Here is a 12,997-nt window from a genome sequence, read left to right on the forward strand (position 1 = left end):
GCGTGCGGCGCCGGCGCGCGGCGCCGAGCCGCCGTCCGACGGATTTGCCGATACCCAGATCCTGCGGCCGCACCAGCGCTGAGACGGCGTGGCCCGGCCGCGCCGCGCGATGGCGCCGCTTCTGCCATCATCGCGGCCATGCAGTTCGAACATGCCAGCGACCAGGCGCAGTACCGCCGCCCCGCGCACCGCGCCGGGGTCGAGCTCTATCACGCCTCCATCCTGAGCCATCGCTTCGAGCCGCACACCCACGAGGCCTTCGGCCTGGGCGCGATCACGGCCGGGGTCGGCCGCTTCCGCTGGCGCGGCGCCGAGCATCTGGCGCCGCGCGCGACGCTGATGCTGATGAATCCCGAGGACATCCACACCGGCCAGGCCGAGACCGCCGATGCCTGGGGCTACCGCATGGCTTATCTGGACCGCGAGCTGCTGGCCGAGCTCAGCGGCGAGCCCGACTGGTGGTTCGATGCGGCCGTGGCCCACGACGCGGCCTGCGCCGCCGAGGTGGCCGGCCTGATCGCCGGGCTGTGGCAGGCCGGCGATGGGCTGGCCTTCGACAGCCGGCTGCTGCTGCTGGTGGACGCGCTGCGCCGTCATGCCTGCGTGGGCCGGCGGGCGCGGCCCGAGGCCGCGCCCCGTTTTGCGCCGGTGCTGGATTTCATGCGCAGCTCGCTGGATCAGACCCTGAGCCTGGAGCAGCTGGCCGGCGTCGCCGGCCTGAGCCCTTTTCACTTTCTGCGCAGCTTCAAGACCCAGCACCACGCGACGCCGCAGCAGGTGCTGATGGCGCTGCGCCTCATCGAGGCCAAGCGCCTGCTGGGCCTGGGCCAGCCGGGCGCCGAGGTGGCCGCCGCCGTGGGCCTGGCCGACCAGGCCCATCTGACCCGCGCCTTTGCCGGCCGCTACGGGCTGACGCCGGGGCGTTACCAGCAGCAGCTGGGGGTGGCCAGGCTCGTCAGGCCGCCGGGCGGCGGCGACGCGCGATGAAGCCCAGCACGCCCAGGCCGGCGGCCAGCATTGCGTAGCTGCCCGGCTCGGGCACGGCGCTGACGGCGCTGAAGCGCAGCAGGTCCTGGGCGCTGGCATTGCTGAGGCGCTCGATGCTGTAGAGGCTGGGGCCGCTGTAGCCGGTGGCGGCGTTCAGATAGCTGTTGGTCTGATTGCGCAGATCGCGGTAGTTGCTGCTGTCGCTGTCGAGCTTGAAGCTCTGGCGGCTGCTGTTGTCGGTGACGCTGAAGCTGCTGGCGCGGGTTTCGTGGGTCAGTTCCCAGATCGCCAGCTGGAAGGCGCTGCGCTCCAGGCTGCTGTCCACCGCGGCATAGCTGGACGAGAACAGGCCTTGCAGCAGGCTGGCCTGGCTGCCTTGGAACTGGCCGATGCTGTAGCTGCGGAACTGGGTCGAGGTGTACTGGCCCAGCTCGACGCAGAAGGCCTCGAAGCTCGCACCGCCACGGGTCTCGAAGGCCAGCACGCCGGCGCGGGTCGAGGTGTCGCCGCCATTCCATTGCAGGTCCAGCGCCTGCGACAGGCCGCCGAGCTGCTCGGTGTAGCGGATGTCCACGGTCTGGGCGGCCTGGGCTGCGGCCGAGCCGAGCAGGGCGATGGCGGCGAGGATGACTGGGTGTTGTTGCATGGCAGTGTTTCCCTGGGGCGCGCCGAGCGCCGGGTTGGCTTGTGAAGCCTTGTTGTGGTGGTCGCACGGGCGGGCCGTGCATCGAAGCAGCCGCACTGTAGGCAGGCTGCGCCCCCGGCGCGCCCCCATGTGCCGGGGGTGGCGCCGCAGGCTTTGTGACGCAGATCACGGCCGGGGCCGGGTATTCCCTGTGTTGCGGGGGGAGGGGCGACCGATCCGCCCCGCTCAAGTGCGGCCCCCGCCGGCCGATATACAAGGTCTATCCTGCCCTTGGGGGACGCCGCGATGCTCGAGTCCACGACCGCCGCCGAGCGCCTGGCCGCGCTGGCCGCCGAGCGCTATGCGCTGGCGCCCGAGGCCCTGAGCGATGCCCAGGCGCTGGCCGGCGTCGATGCCCGCGCCGCCGAGGCCGACGACAAGGAGTGGCTGCTGGCCCGCATCGCCGCGCTGCAGGCACGCCTGGGCGAGCAGGGCGAGGGCGCGGACAACGATGACGTCAGCTGGATGGGCCCGCAGGAGCGCCACAGCCCGCCCGAGGCGCTGCGCCGCATCAAGACCCTGTGCGCGATCTTTCCCGATCTCTACAGCGCGATGCTGGCCGTGCAGCTGACCCATGCGGCCGTCTCCCGCGAGCTGCTGGCCCTGGCCATCAAGCAGTTCCGCCGCGACGCCGAATCACTCAGCCCCGAAGACCTGCAAGGCCTGCTGACCGCCGCACTGAACGGCGGTCGCCCAGGCTTCGACGCCGTGCTGCGCACGCGCAAGGGGGGCGAGCGCAAGGCGGTATCGATACCGTGGGGGAGGGATAGTGAGTGAGGGGCGGGCTGCTGCAAACTTAGCAGGCCCCAGGCTGGCGAGTAACGCGGGCCATTCGGGGAGCGGCCGCCCGAGCACTTGATGCCAGGGAAACAGCCTCCAGAAAAAAGAGAACGCCACGCCTGCATCGTGGGCGCGTTTTTCGATGGAGGACATACCAAGACGGCGATTGCCATCGCCTTTGGTCTGTCTGGGTCAATCGTCAGCCGGATAGTGGTGAATGCGAGACGTAGGCGCCCGGATTGAGTCGTTGGATGTGCCTGACGCTGCACCGCGCCGCTAGCCATGGCCTTGCTATCGGTGGCAGGGGGCAGGTGTTGCTGTTTGGCGCAAGACATGAACCCTGGCGCTTAAAACGGGAAGTGGGAGACCTGACTCTCAGGCCCGCTCAATCCCGTTTGACCCTTAAGCTCGTGCCCAAACCCTTGGCCCTCAGGCCCTTCTCAGGCCCTGGGGGAGCTGCCAAAGCGAACGGTATTGAGACCTGACCCTCATGCAGCTGAGGCAGGGCAGATGAGCCGTGCTGGGGTGCCTGAGCGTCTTGCTGGTTTAGGGGTTCTCGTTGTCGATCGTCGGGTCGGTGCTGACTTTTGCGCCGGTCTGTGCGTTTATCACGGTCATCGTGTATTTGTAGCTATTGGAGTCGTTGTTGTAGTCCCCCAGGGCCAGTGTGGCGGCATTGACGTACCAGGCGATAGGGAATTCCTTGCCCTCATCGTCGCCACTGATGACGAGGGCTGATCCGTCGATGGGGAAGTAGTAACCAGGGCTGACCAGGTAAAACATGATCAGCGCGTTAGGTACCTTTGTTAGCTTGACCGGATCGGGATTGAAGATCAGGTCGTCGCCGGCGGCGTTGGCAGTCACGGTGACGGCGAAGACATTGTTCTGGATCGGGGTTTGTTGGACGGGCATGGTAGGAGGCTCTCTGCTAAATGGATAGCTTGACTGTCGAAGAGGCCCGGCGGCAGTCGTCGCAGATGGAACTGCGCAGTCACGACTTGGCGTTGCTGCGTGCCGGGATCAAGGTGCGGCCAGCTGCGTGGCCAGCCGCCGGGTCAGCTCGGCATACAGTGGGTGGCGGTAGGCCGAGGCTTCCAGTTTTTCGGCAAGTGAACGAGCTTCTTGAGTGCGGCCTAGGCGGATAAGTGTATGGGCGTGCAAACAGATCATCCGGGGCTCAGATACATCACCCAGCGCCGCGATTCGCGTTAGCGCGGCCTGCCAATGTGCTGCGGCTTCTGATTTCCGAGTCGGCATCAGTGCATCGCCCAGGGTCAGGGCTGCCATGGCCAGCACCCATTGTGTGTCGGTATCCGGCACGTCCTTGGCGGCCGCAACGGCCTTGCTGGTGAGGAACTCGGCCAGCGCCGCATGGATTGCCTGGCGCTCCTCGGCTGTGGCTGCCGCTGCCAAACTGGCCAAAATCCACCGACCGCGCAACCTCACCTGAAGATCCGGCTTGCGTTCGTGCAGGACACGCAGCCGCTCCAGGTCCGAACTGAGCCGCGCCAGCTCAGCGCGTGCGGGGCTTGCTTCGCCCAGGGTCAACCAAGTTTCAGCGAGCTGCAGACGAGCAAGGCTTAGTCGCTCCAGTCTATCCAAGTTCTCGGGGTCAAGTGCTGCAAGTACAGCATAGGTTTCGTAGGCTCGCTGTGCGGCTGTCAGGGCTTCTGCGCTCCGGCCAGCGGCTACGTGCAATCTACCAAGTGCGGCCTCAATGGCTGCATGCATAAGCTGAAGCTTGCGATCGCTGCCGATCTGCCCGCCGGGTGGAAGCAAGGCCGCAAGCTTGGCCTGCTGACTGGCAATGCTGGCGTCGAACAGACCTTGGCGCTCCTGCGCCTCGGCCAGCCAGCCCAGGCTGGTGGCCAGATCCGTGCGCAGTGCTGGACGCTCGGGTGGCAGGGATCGCCAGATTTGCACGACAGCCTGAAAGTGGGTCAGTGCAGTTGGTACCGAGCCGCTACGCAGTCTGAGTACACCGAGGTTTTGCTGTGCGTAGGCTTGCTCCGTCAGCCACTCCGGCTTGCCTGGCTCTAGCAGCAAAAGCTCATTGGCGAGAGCAAGGTAGCGCGTGAAGCCTGCTTCGGCTTGCGGCAAACGCCGTTGTCGATATGCCGCATACCCCACCCAATAACTGCTCTGCGCATGGTCGAACAGGCGCTGCGTGTTCTTCGGATCCCGCGCCAGCAACTCCGCCGTGCTGTCGGCCGCCTGCTTGAAGCGTTGCTCGGCCTCGGCCATCTGGCCGCGCTTCTCGGCGATCTCGCCCATCAGGTGCAGGGCGCGGGCGCGGCGGCCCAGCGAGTCGGCGTCGCTGCGTGCCAGGTCTTGCCTGGCGTAGTAGTCCAGCGCCTTGTCGCCGACCGCGTCCAGCACATCGAGGCGGCCCACCGGCTCCAGCTTCTTGCGCAGATCGCCCAGCATGAACTCGATCAGGCCCTCAGCCTGCACCCGCTGCTGCTGAGCTTCCTGGCCTTTCCACAGGGCCAGCGCGATGCCCACCGCCAGGCTCAGGCCGGCCAGGCTGCCGGCGGCGACACCCAGGCGGTGGCGGCGCAGGAACTTCAAGAGGCGGTAGCTGCGGCTGTCCGGCCGCGCCGCGATCGGCTCATGCGCAAGCCAGCGCTTCAGGTCGTCGGCCAGCGCGGCGGCATTGGCATAGCGTTCGGCCGGGGCCTTTTTCAGTGCCTTGGCGACGATGGTGTCGAGATCGCCGCGCAGCTCGCGGGCCTGCTTCTTGACCTCAGGGTCGGCTTGTGCCCGCACCGCATCGGACAGGCGCCGGGGCTCGACCTCGACGACGGTACGCAACTGCTCCAGCGCGGTGCCGGTGTTCTTGTGGTTGTTCGGCGGGCCGGCTGGCACGGTGTTGGTCGGGTGGCCGCCGCCCAGCAGCTGGTACAGCAGCACGCCCAGCGCATAGACATCGGTGGCGGTGGTCACGTCGCCGCCCTGCACCTGCTCGGGTGCGGCGTACTGCGGCGTGAAGGCGCGGCCGGCCTGGCGGGTCAGCTCGGTGGCCGCGCCGGCGCCGTCCCCCTCGGCCTCGCTGTTGAGCAGCTTGGCGATGCCGAAATCCAGCAGCTTCACCTCGCCGGTGCCGTTGACCAGGATGTTGCTGGGCTTCAGGTCGCGGTGCAGGATCAGCCGGTTGTGCGCATGGGCCACGGCCGCCAGCACATCGAGGAACAGTCGCAGGCGCTGGCCCAGGTCCAGCTCGCGGCTGGCGCAGAAGCGGTCGAGGGTCAGGCCATCGACATACTCCAGCACCAGATAGGGTTGCTGGCCCTCCAGCGCGACGCCGGCGTCGATCAGCCGCGCGATATGCGGATGGGTCAGCCGGGCCAGGATCTGGCCCTCGCGGGCGAAGCGGCCGGCATCGCCGTGGCCCAGCACGCCGGTGCTGAGAAACTTGATCGCGACCTGGCCCTCATAGCGCCCGTCGGTGCGGCGCGCCAGCCAGACGCTGCCCATGCCGCCACGGCCGATCTCGCGCTCCAGGGTGTAGGCACCGATGGCCTGGCCGGCCATCAGCGGCGCGGCGGTCAGCGTCGGCGGCAGGGCTGGCGTGGCCAGGAAATCATTGCCGGCCAGCTCGGCATCGCGCGCCAGCAGGTCCTCCAGATCGGCGGCCAGCTCGGGCTCCAGCGCCCGCAAGGCCGCCAGCCGGGCGGCGCGCGCGGCCGGCTCCATGTCCAGCAGCTCGTCCAGCAGCGGGCTCAGCTGGGGCCAGCGGGACTTGCTGATGTCGCGTGGCGGGGGATTCATTTCAGTGCCCGCCCGGCCGCCCGAAGGGCACTGAACGCCCCCTCGGGGGGAGTGAACGGAGTGAACGTGGGGGCCGTCATTTCAAGGCCAGCGACAAAAACATCCGCGCCTTCTGCCAGTCGCGCTGCACGGTGCGCTCCGTCACGCCCAGCGCGTCGGCGATCTCGGCTTCGAGCAGGCCGCCGAAGTAGCGCATCTCGACCACCTGGGCCAGGCGCGCATCGACGGCGGCCAGCTCGGCCAGCGCCTCGTGCACACGCAGGATCTCCTCGTCGCGCTGCGGCGGCAGCTCGGCGACGGCGGTGTTGAAGGTGACCTGCTGCAGCTCGCCGCCATGGCGCTGGGCCTGGCGGCTGCGGATCTGGTCGATCACGACGCTGCGCATGGTGCGCGCCGCATAGGCCATGAAGTGCTGGCGGTCGGCAAAGTCGAGCTGGCCGGCCTGCTGCAGGCGCAGCCAGGACTCGTGCACCAGGCCGGTGGCGTCCAGCGCGGTGGGCTGGCCGGCGCCGGCCAGGCGCAGGCGCTGGCCGGCCAGGCGACGCAGGTCGGCGTAGAGCAGGGCGACCACCTGGTCGGCGGCCAGGCGGTCGCCCTGGCCGGCGGCGCGCAACAAGGTGGTGATTTCGCTCATGCAGGGCCGGACTCTAGCAGCCGTCCATGGCTTAGGGATGGCGCTTTTTTCGGCGGCGTGTCGGGTTCGCGCTGCGGATCGCGTTCTACAGAAGAGAGGGCATGGCGGGCTGGGCTCCGGTCAGGGAGGTCGGGTCACGGCCGGTCATGTCCCTCTCACCGTGCTTACCCACCTTTTACCGACCAGACTTCCCATGAAGGACAACACCCTGCCCGGCAAGAACCCCGCATGCGGCCAGGCCGAGCGGCCGACGCTGCGCGCGCAGCTGCAGCTGCTGGAGGACTTGCCAGCTTTCGCCGCGCTGCTGGACCGACAGCTGGGCCATTGCCGCCGCCATGGCGCGCGCGCCACCGTGCTGCTGATCACGGTGGATCCGCAGGCCGGCGTCGCCGAGGCGCCGTCGCCGGCCACGCTGAAAGCCCTGCTGCAGGCCATAGGCGCCCGGCTGCTGGGCCGGGTGCGCGGCAGCGATGTCGTGGCCCAGGTCGGCGAGCGGCGCTTCGGCCTGGTGCTGATGGACGCCGGCCGGGCCGAGGCCGATGTGGTGCGGGCGCGCCTGCACAAGGCCTTGTGCGGGCCTTATGGCGTCGACGAGCAGCGGCTTTATGTGGCGCTGCGCATGGGCGCGGCGGTCTACCGCGAGGCCGGCATGACCGGCGCCGAGCTGGCCCAGGCGGCCGAGGGCGCGCAGCGCAGCGCCGATGTGCTGGGGGGCTTGCGGGCGCCGCTGGCGGTCGTCAAGACCTGAGCCGGCGGCGCCGCTCAGCCGCCGATGCCGGCATCGGCCATCAGCAGCATGCCGGCCAGCAGCAGACCCAGCAGGGCCAGCAGCGTGCAGGCCCACAGCCCGGCCAGCAGATGAGCTTGCAGACGCGGTAGCGGCGGGAACCAGGGTGGCTTGTGCATGGGGATCTCCCGGTGCAGACCGGCTGTCATTGAGCACCCGACCGACCGGCGGGGTCAAGCCCGGCGCAGCAAGCCGGTACAAGACCGCCCACCGGGCCTGCGTCATAGTGGCGCCATGTTTGCTGGAACCCTGTTTGCCCTTGCCGCCGGCCTGATGTGGGGCCTGGTCTTTGTCGCGCCGCTGATGCTGCCGGACTATCCGGCGGCACTGCTGACCGTGGGTCGCTACCTGGCCTTCGGCCTGATCGCGCTGCCGCTGGCGGCGATCGACTGGCGCGATCTGCGCGCGCTGACGCGCAGCGACTGGCTGGAAGCGGCCAAGCTCAGCGCGATCGGCAACTTTCTCTACTACCTGTGCCTGTCGGCGGCGATCCAGCGTGCCGGCGGGCCGCTGCCCACCGTCATCATCGGCACCCTGCCGGTGGTGATCGCGATCTGCTCGAATCTGCGCGATCACCGGCGCGACGGCCATCTGCCCTGGGCCCGGCTGGCGCCTTCGCTGCTCCTGATTGCCAGCGGCATCGCGCTGGTCAACCAGGTGGAGCTGGCCCAGTTGTCGGCGCAGGGCTCGGCCGAGCAGCTGCGCCGCTATGCCGAGGGCGGGCTGCTGGCGGTGGCGGCGGTGGCCTGCTGGACCTGGTATCCGATCCGCAATGCCGACTGGCTGCGTGCCCACAAGGACCGCAGCCCGCGTGCCTGGGCCACGGCGCAGGGGCTGGTGACCCTGCCGATGGCGCTGGCCGGGCTGGCGCTCTTGCCGCTGCTGCAGGCCGGCGGCCTGCTGGCCGCCGAGTTCGCGCTGCCGCTGGGGCCGCGGCCCTGGGCTTTTGTCGGCCTGATGCTGGCGGTGGGGCTGTGCGCCTCCTGGCTGGGCACGCTGTGCTGGAACGAGGCCAGCCAGCGCCTGCCGACCTCGCTGGTGGGGCAGCTGATCGTGTTCGAGACGCTGGCGGCGCTGGCCTATGCCTTCCTACTGCGCGGTGAGCCGCCGCAAGCCCTGACCCTGGCGGGCATCGTGCTGCTGGTGGCCGGCGTGATCTGGGCGTTGCGGGTCCGGCCGGTCGTGACTTCTTCCTGATTCGGCCACCCTCTCAAGAGGGAAGTGCGGCGCCCGGGCCACAGCGGGCCCGCTGGCTGCGGGTATAACCGCGAGCCAGAACAGCCGGTGCGCGACAGCACCGGGCGAGGGAGCGGGAATGAGCGTAACAAGACAGATCAGGGCGGCCGGCTGGGCGCTGGCAGCGGCCCTGGGCCTGCAGGCCTGCGGCGGCGGGGGTGGATCGGCCGGCGAGCCCTTGCTGGGCGGCGGCAGCAGCAATAGCAACAACGGCGGCGGTGTGGTGGTGACGCCGCCCACCGGCCCGCTGCCCGCCAGCGAGACCCTGGCGCAGCAGTGCGCGGCCGGCAACGAGCTGGCGCCCTCGGGCCGGCGCAACAGCAGCCTGGAGGTCGAGAAGCGCTGGATACGTTCCTATATGGACGAGGACTATCTGTGGCGCGAGCAGGTGCCGGCGCGCGACCCGGCCGCGCCGCGCTACAGCGGCAGCGAGGTGCAGCGGGCGCTGGCCGCCTATTTCTACGACCTGCTGACACCGCAGCTGACCAGCAGCGGCGCCGAGCGCGACCGCTTCAGCTTCATGGTGGCCGAGAGTGAATGGCAGCGCGTGATGCAGGCCGGCGTGTCGCTGGGCTATGGCCTGGAGTGGACCCAGGCGGCCAGCACGCCGCCGCGCGGCCTGCGCATCGCCTATATCGAGCCCGATGGCCCGGCCGCCCGGGCCGGTCTGCGGCGCGGCGACCGGCTGCTGTCGGTGGACGGCATCAGCAGCGACACCAATGACGAAGCCCAGTGGCGCCAGCTGCAGGCCGCGCTGTACCCGAGCGAGCGCGGGCGCAGCCACCAGTTCCGCTTCGAGCCGCGCGGCGGCGGCGCCGAGCGCCAGCTGACCTTGGGCGGCACGGAGATCAGCCGCACGCCGGTGCCCCAGGCCCAGGTGCTGACGGCGGCCGACGGCGCGCGGGTCGGCTATCTGGTCTTTCATGACCACAATCTGCCGGCCGAGGCTCAGCTGAGCACGGCACTGCGTCGCTTTGGCGAGCAGGGCGTCAGCGAGCTGGTGCTGGACCTGCGCTACAACGGCGGCGGCTATCTCTTCATCGCCTCGCAGCTGGCCTATATGATCGCCGGCCCCGGGCCGACCAGCGGCCGGGTGTTCGAGCGCCTGCGCCACAACAGCCGGCGCCAGGCCGAGAACGAGGACATGGGTTTCCGCGGCCAGTCCTGCCAGCCGCAGAACGGCCAGTGCAGCCAGCAGCAGGCCCTGCCCAGCCTGAATCTGCGGCGCGTCTATGTGCTGAGCCAGTCCGGCACCTGCTCGGCCAGCGAGTCGCTGATCAACGGCCTGCGCGGCATTGATGTCGAGGTGGTGCTGATCGGCGGGCGCAGCTGCGGCAAGCCCTATGGCTTCAGCGGCCGCGAGAACTGCGGCAACCGCTATATGGCCATCGAGTTCGAGGGCGTCAATGCCAAGGGTTTTGGCGACTATGCCGACGGCTTCGTCCCCGGCGGCAGCGGCGTCGGCGCCAGCGTCAAGGGCTGCGAGGTGGCCGACGATCTGGGCCGCGAGCTGGGCGACCCGCAGGAGGGCCAGCTCGCCGCCGCGCTGCAGCACCGGCTCAGCGGCCAGTGCCCGGCGCCGCAGGCCAAGATCCAGTCCCATCGGGGGGGCGAAGGCGGCCTGCCGGCGCAGCTGCACAAGCCCTGGCTGCGCAATAACCGGCTGCTGGGCCAGTAGGTCCGCGGCTCAGGCGGCCAGTGGCGCGGCGTCCAGCAGCTGCTGGGCCAGTGCGCCGATGCGGCGCAGCGCGCGCGGATGCTGAGGCCCCCAGTGGCCGCCGACGCCGAGCCGGATGCAGTGGCGAAAGCGCGGGCTGGCGCTGAACATCAGGCCCGGCGCGATGCAGATGTTCTCGGCCAGGCAGGCCTCGTACAGCGCCACCGAGTCCAGCTGCGCGGGCAGCTCGACCCACAGGATGTAGCCGCCGGCCGGGTCGGTGACCCGCGTGCCCTTGGGGAAGCTGGCCGAGATCAGGCCGCGGGCCGCGTCGACCCGTGTCGCCACGGTGGCGCGCAGCTGGCGCAGCGCGGCGCCGTTGCCGGCCTGGTTCAGCAGATCGGCCAGCGCCAGCTCCAGCACGGCGGTCTGCCCGCCCGACTGCACTGCCTTGGTCTGCCGCAAGACCTGACCCCAGCGGCCGGCCTCGACCCAGCCCAGGCGCAGGCCCGGGGCCACCGTCTTCGAGAAGGAGCCACAAATCATCACATGGCCGCTGCTGTCGAAGGCCTTGACGGCGCGGCGCCGGTCTTCCTGCTCGGACAGCTCGTTGTAAAGCACATCCTCGATCAGGGCCACATCGTGCTGCGCCACCAGCTGGGCCAGGCGGCGGCGTTCCGGCACCGGCATGCTGGCGCCCAGCGGGTTGGACAGAGTGGGCACGACCAGCACCGCCTTGACCGGCTGGGTCTCCAGCGCCAGCTGCAGCGCGTCCAGCGAGATGCCGTGGCGCGGGTGGGTCGGGATCTCCAGCGCGCGCAGATGCAGGCTTTGCAGAATCTCCAGAAAGCCGTAGTAGCAGGGCGATTCCAGCGCCACCACATCGCCGGGCCGGGTGACGCTCTTCAGGCACAGGCTGATCGCTTCCATGCAGCTGTTGGTCATCACGATATCGTCGGCATGCAGCTCGCAGCCCAGGCCCAGCGCATGGCGGGCGACCGCGCGGCGTGCGGCCTCCATGCCGGGGCCCGAGGGGTAGCGGCACAGCAGATCGCGATGGCGCAGCACCGCGCGGGCCAGCGCCCGGCGCACCCGTTCCTGGTCGAACAGCTCGGGGCCGGGACAGGCGGCGCCGAAGGAGATGATGTCGTCCCGGGTCGAGAGCTGCAGCACCTGCTGGCCCAGCTGGTCGAGCCGGACCGCGCGCGAGCGGCTTTCGGGCCGCGAGGCCTCGGGCTCGGGCAGGCGCGGCGGCCGGCTGGAGACGAAGTAGCCCGAGCGTGGCCGCGCCTCGATCAGCCGCGCGTCCTCCAGCCAGCGGTAGGCCTGGACGGCGGTCGACTGCGACACGGCCTGGCTGGCCGCCAGCTCGCGCACCGAGGGCAGGCGCTCACCGCGCTTGAGGGTGCCGGCGCGGATCAAGCGGGCCAGGCGTTCGGCGATTTGCAGGTACAGCGGGTCCATCGCCCCATTCTGTATGGTGGTCGGCGGGTCAGGCCAGTACAGATCGGGGCCAAGCCGGCCAACACAGTGCTGCTCGCTGCGCTGGCTGTGCGCTTGCCTTGGGCCCCGGCTGTCGCTGGCGGGGCCGGGCCGGTCTTCCTAAGCTGGGGCCATGGACACGATCAGCACCCCACAGCGCATGAACTACCAGCAGGCGCCGCGCTGCCTGCAGCTGGGCGAGCAGCAGCAACTGCTGCTGACGGTGCAGGCCGGCCGGCTCTGGCTGACCCGGGAGGGCGAGGCCGAGGACCGGGTGCTGGTCGTCGGCGAGGCGCTGCGCCTGTTCGGTCCGGCCCGCCTGCACCTGGGCGCCTTCGACGCCGCAGGGGTGGACTTTGTTCAGAGCTTGGGGATGCGGATGCGGCTGATCATCAACGAACCCGACAGCGCAAACAGCAGCACCAGCGGGTGGAAGAAGAAGCCGGCGATCTCCAGTTTGCCGAACCACAGCTGATCGCCCAGCGCACCCTGGGCGGCCGCCACCCACAGCACGATCACCAGGGTCAGCGAGGTCGGGATCGGCGTGCCCTCGAAGTACTTGACCTTGTCCGAGCCGGCGCTGAGCTCCTCGGCCGTGACGTTGTAGCGCGCCAGTCGCGAGACGCCGCAGGCGACGAAGAAGACCAGGATGATGCGGTCGTACAGGCCCTGCATGCCGCAGCCGTAGGCGATGGCGGCGGGCGCGACACCGAAGGAGATGATGTCGGCCAGCGAGTCGAGCTCGCGGCCCAGGCTGGAGCTCTGCTGGCGCCAGCGTGCGATCCGGCCGTCCAGCACATCGAACACCAGGGCCGCGGGGATCAGCGCGCAGGCGTAATAGATGTGCAGCACCTCGCGGGTCTGCAGATAGGTCATCACCGCGAACAGCGCGCCCATGCCGCAGAAGGCATTGGCCAGGGTGAACCAGTCGGCGAGATGGAACTCGCGGATCATCGAAAAAGGCTTGGGGCGATTCAT

At 69.7% G+C, this 12,997-nt stretch carries 13 protein-coding genes; 6 read left to right on the forward strand and 7 right to left on the reverse strand.

From position 1 onward, the window contains the following. Nucleotides 1-138 precede the first annotated feature (138 nt). Nucleotides 139-987 carry an AraC family transcriptional regulator gene (locus PO768_RS10210; RefSeq protein ID WP_272645980.1) on the forward strand — a complete coding sequence of 283 codons (849 nt, stop codon included), beginning with the start codon at nt 139-141 and terminating at the stop codon, nt 985-987. Here PO768_RS10210 and PO768_RS10215 read toward each other — a convergent pair. Further along, entirely contained in the window at nt 956-1,633 is a 678-nt protein-coding gene (locus tag PO768_RS10215; RefSeq protein WP_272645981.1) for a PEP-CTERM sorting domain-containing protein, read from the reverse strand. The two genes, PO768_RS10210 and PO768_RS10215, sit on opposite strands and share 32 nt — an antisense overlap. A 285-nt stretch (nt 1,634-1,918) precedes the next feature. Here PO768_RS10215 and PO768_RS10220 point away from each other — a divergent pair, with 285 nt between their 5' ends. Next, nucleotides 1,919-2,449 carry a hypothetical protein gene (locus PO768_RS10220; RefSeq protein ID WP_272645982.1) on the forward strand — a complete coding sequence of 177 codons (531 nt, stop codon included), beginning with the start codon at nt 1,919-1,921 and terminating at the stop codon, nt 2,447-2,449. 549 nt (nt 2,450-2,998) lie between these two features. Here PO768_RS10220 and PO768_RS10225 read toward each other — a convergent pair. The 3 genes from PO768_RS10225 to PO768_RS10235 form a co-directional block, all read right to left on the reverse strand. Beyond that, entirely contained in the window at nt 2,999-3,364 is a 366-nt protein-coding gene (locus PO768_RS10225; protein WP_272645983.1) for a hypothetical protein, read from the reverse strand. Between the two features lie 108 nt (nt 3,365-3,472). Beyond that, nucleotides 3,473-6,223: a serine/threonine-protein kinase gene (locus tag PO768_RS10230; protein WP_272645984.1), complete on the reverse strand. Its 2,751-nt coding sequence runs from the start codon at nt 6,221-6,223 to the stop codon at nt 3,473-3,475. A gap of 76 nt (nt 6,224-6,299) precedes the next feature. After that, nucleotides 6,300-6,857 (reverse strand): ECF-type sigma factor, encoded by a 558-nt coding sequence (locus PO768_RS10235; protein WP_262971854.1) that lies wholly within the window; start codon nt 6,855-6,857, stop codon nt 6,300-6,302. Nucleotides 6,858-7,050: 193 nt separating this feature from the next. On the opposite strand from PO768_RS10235, the gene PO768_RS10240 reads away from it, so the two are divergent. After that, the gene (locus PO768_RS10240) at nt 7,051-7,605 is read left to right on the forward strand and encodes a diguanylate cyclase domain-containing protein (protein ID WP_272645985.1); all 555 of its coding nucleotides are present in this window, start codon (nt 7,051-7,053) and stop codon (nt 7,603-7,605) included. A gap of 14 nt (nt 7,606-7,619) precedes the next feature. Here PO768_RS10240 and PO768_RS10245 read toward each other — a convergent pair whose 3' ends face one another. After that, nucleotides 7,620-7,763, reverse strand: a complete 144-nt coding sequence (locus tag PO768_RS10245; RefSeq protein WP_171018335.1) for a hypothetical protein — start codon at nt 7,761-7,763, stop codon at nt 7,620-7,622. Between the two features lie 115 nt (nt 7,764-7,878). Between PO768_RS10245 and PO768_RS10250 the strand changes: the two genes are divergently transcribed. After that, nucleotides 7,879-8,841, forward strand: a complete 963-nt coding sequence (locus tag PO768_RS10250) for a DMT family transporter (RefSeq protein ID WP_272645986.1) — start codon at nt 7,879-7,881, stop codon at nt 8,839-8,841. 118 nt (nt 8,842-8,959) lie between these two features. Further along, nucleotides 8,960-10,558 carry a S41 family peptidase gene (locus PO768_RS10255; RefSeq protein ID WP_272645987.1) on the forward strand — a complete coding sequence of 533 codons (1,599 nt, stop codon included), beginning with the start codon at nt 8,960-8,962 and terminating at the stop codon, nt 10,556-10,558. Between the two features lie 9 nt (nt 10,559-10,567). Here PO768_RS10255 and PO768_RS10260 read toward each other — a convergent pair whose 3' ends face one another. After that, on the reverse strand, nt 10,568-12,001 hold the full coding sequence (locus PO768_RS10260) for an aminotransferase-like domain-containing protein (RefSeq protein WP_272645988.1): 1,434 nt from the start codon (nt 11,999-12,001) through the stop codon (nt 10,568-10,570). 151 nt (nt 12,002-12,152) lie between these two features. Between PO768_RS10260 and PO768_RS10265 the strand changes: the two genes are divergently transcribed. After that, nucleotides 12,153-12,494: a DUF2917 domain-containing protein gene (locus tag PO768_RS10265; protein ID WP_272645989.1), complete on the forward strand. Its 342-nt coding sequence runs from the start codon at nt 12,153-12,155 to the stop codon at nt 12,492-12,494. On the opposite strand, the gene pssA is transcribed toward PO768_RS10265, so the two are convergent. After that, nucleotides 12,380-12,997, reverse strand: a complete 618-nt coding sequence (gene pssA / locus PO768_RS10270; RefSeq protein WP_137943924.1) for a CDP-diacylglycerol--serine O-phosphatidyltransferase — start codon at nt 12,995-12,997, stop codon at nt 12,380-12,382. The two genes, PO768_RS10265 and pssA, sit on opposite strands and share 115 nt — an antisense overlap.

It is taken from the genome of Paucibacter sp. XJ19-41 (genome assembly GCF_028462495.1).
In the GTDB taxonomy this organism is placed as follows: Bacteria; Pseudomonadota; Gammaproteobacteria; order Burkholderiales; family Burkholderiaceae_C; genus Roseateles_E.

What these genes read in the sequence shown, in the direction of transcription:
- PO768_RS10225 (WP_272645983.1), bottom strand. Translation starts at nt 3,364, where the DNA reads ATGCCCGTCCAACAAACCCCGATCCAGAACAATGTCTTCGCCGTCACC.
- PO768_RS10210 (WP_272645980.1), top strand. Translation starts at nt 139, where the DNA reads ATGCAGTTCGAACATGCCAGCGACCAGGCGCAGTACCGCCGCCCCGCG.
- PO768_RS10255 (WP_272645987.1), top strand. Translation starts at nt 8,960, where the DNA reads ATGAGCGTAACAAGACAGATCAGGGCGGCCGGCTGGGCGCTGGCAGCG.
- PO768_RS10235 (WP_262971854.1), bottom strand. Translation starts at nt 6,857, where the DNA reads ATGAGCGAAATCACCACCTTGTTGCGCGCCGCCGGCCAGGGCGACCGC.
- PO768_RS10230 (WP_272645984.1), bottom strand. Translation starts at nt 6,223, where the DNA reads ATGAATCCCCCGCCACGCGACATCAGCAAGTCCCGCTGGCCCCAGCTG.
- PO768_RS10260 (WP_272645988.1), bottom strand. Translation starts at nt 12,001, where the DNA reads ATGGACCCGCTGTACCTGCAAATCGCCGAACGCCTGGCCCGCTTGATC.
- pssA (WP_137943924.1), bottom strand. Translation starts at nt 12,997, where the DNA reads ATGAATCGCCCCAAGCCTTTTTCGATGATCCGCGAGTTCCATCTCGCC.
- PO768_RS10265 (WP_272645989.1), top strand. Translation starts at nt 12,153, where the DNA reads ATGGACACGATCAGCACCCCACAGCGCATGAACTACCAGCAGGCGCCG.
- PO768_RS10250 (WP_272645986.1), top strand. Translation starts at nt 7,879, where the DNA reads ATGTTTGCTGGAACCCTGTTTGCCCTTGCCGCCGGCCTGATGTGGGGC.
- PO768_RS10240 (WP_272645985.1), top strand. Translation starts at nt 7,051, where the DNA reads ATGAAGGACAACACCCTGCCCGGCAAGAACCCCGCATGCGGCCAGGCC.
- PO768_RS10215 (WP_272645981.1), bottom strand. Translation starts at nt 1,633, where the DNA reads ATGCAACAACACCCAGTCATCCTCGCCGCCATCGCCCTGCTCGGCTCG.
- PO768_RS10220 (WP_272645982.1), top strand. Translation starts at nt 1,919, where the DNA reads ATGCTCGAGTCCACGACCGCCGCCGAGCGCCTGGCCGCGCTGGCCGCC.
- PO768_RS10245 (WP_171018335.1), bottom strand. Translation starts at nt 7,763, where the DNA reads ATGCACAAGCCACCCTGGTTCCCGCCGCTACCGCGTCTGCAAGCTCAT.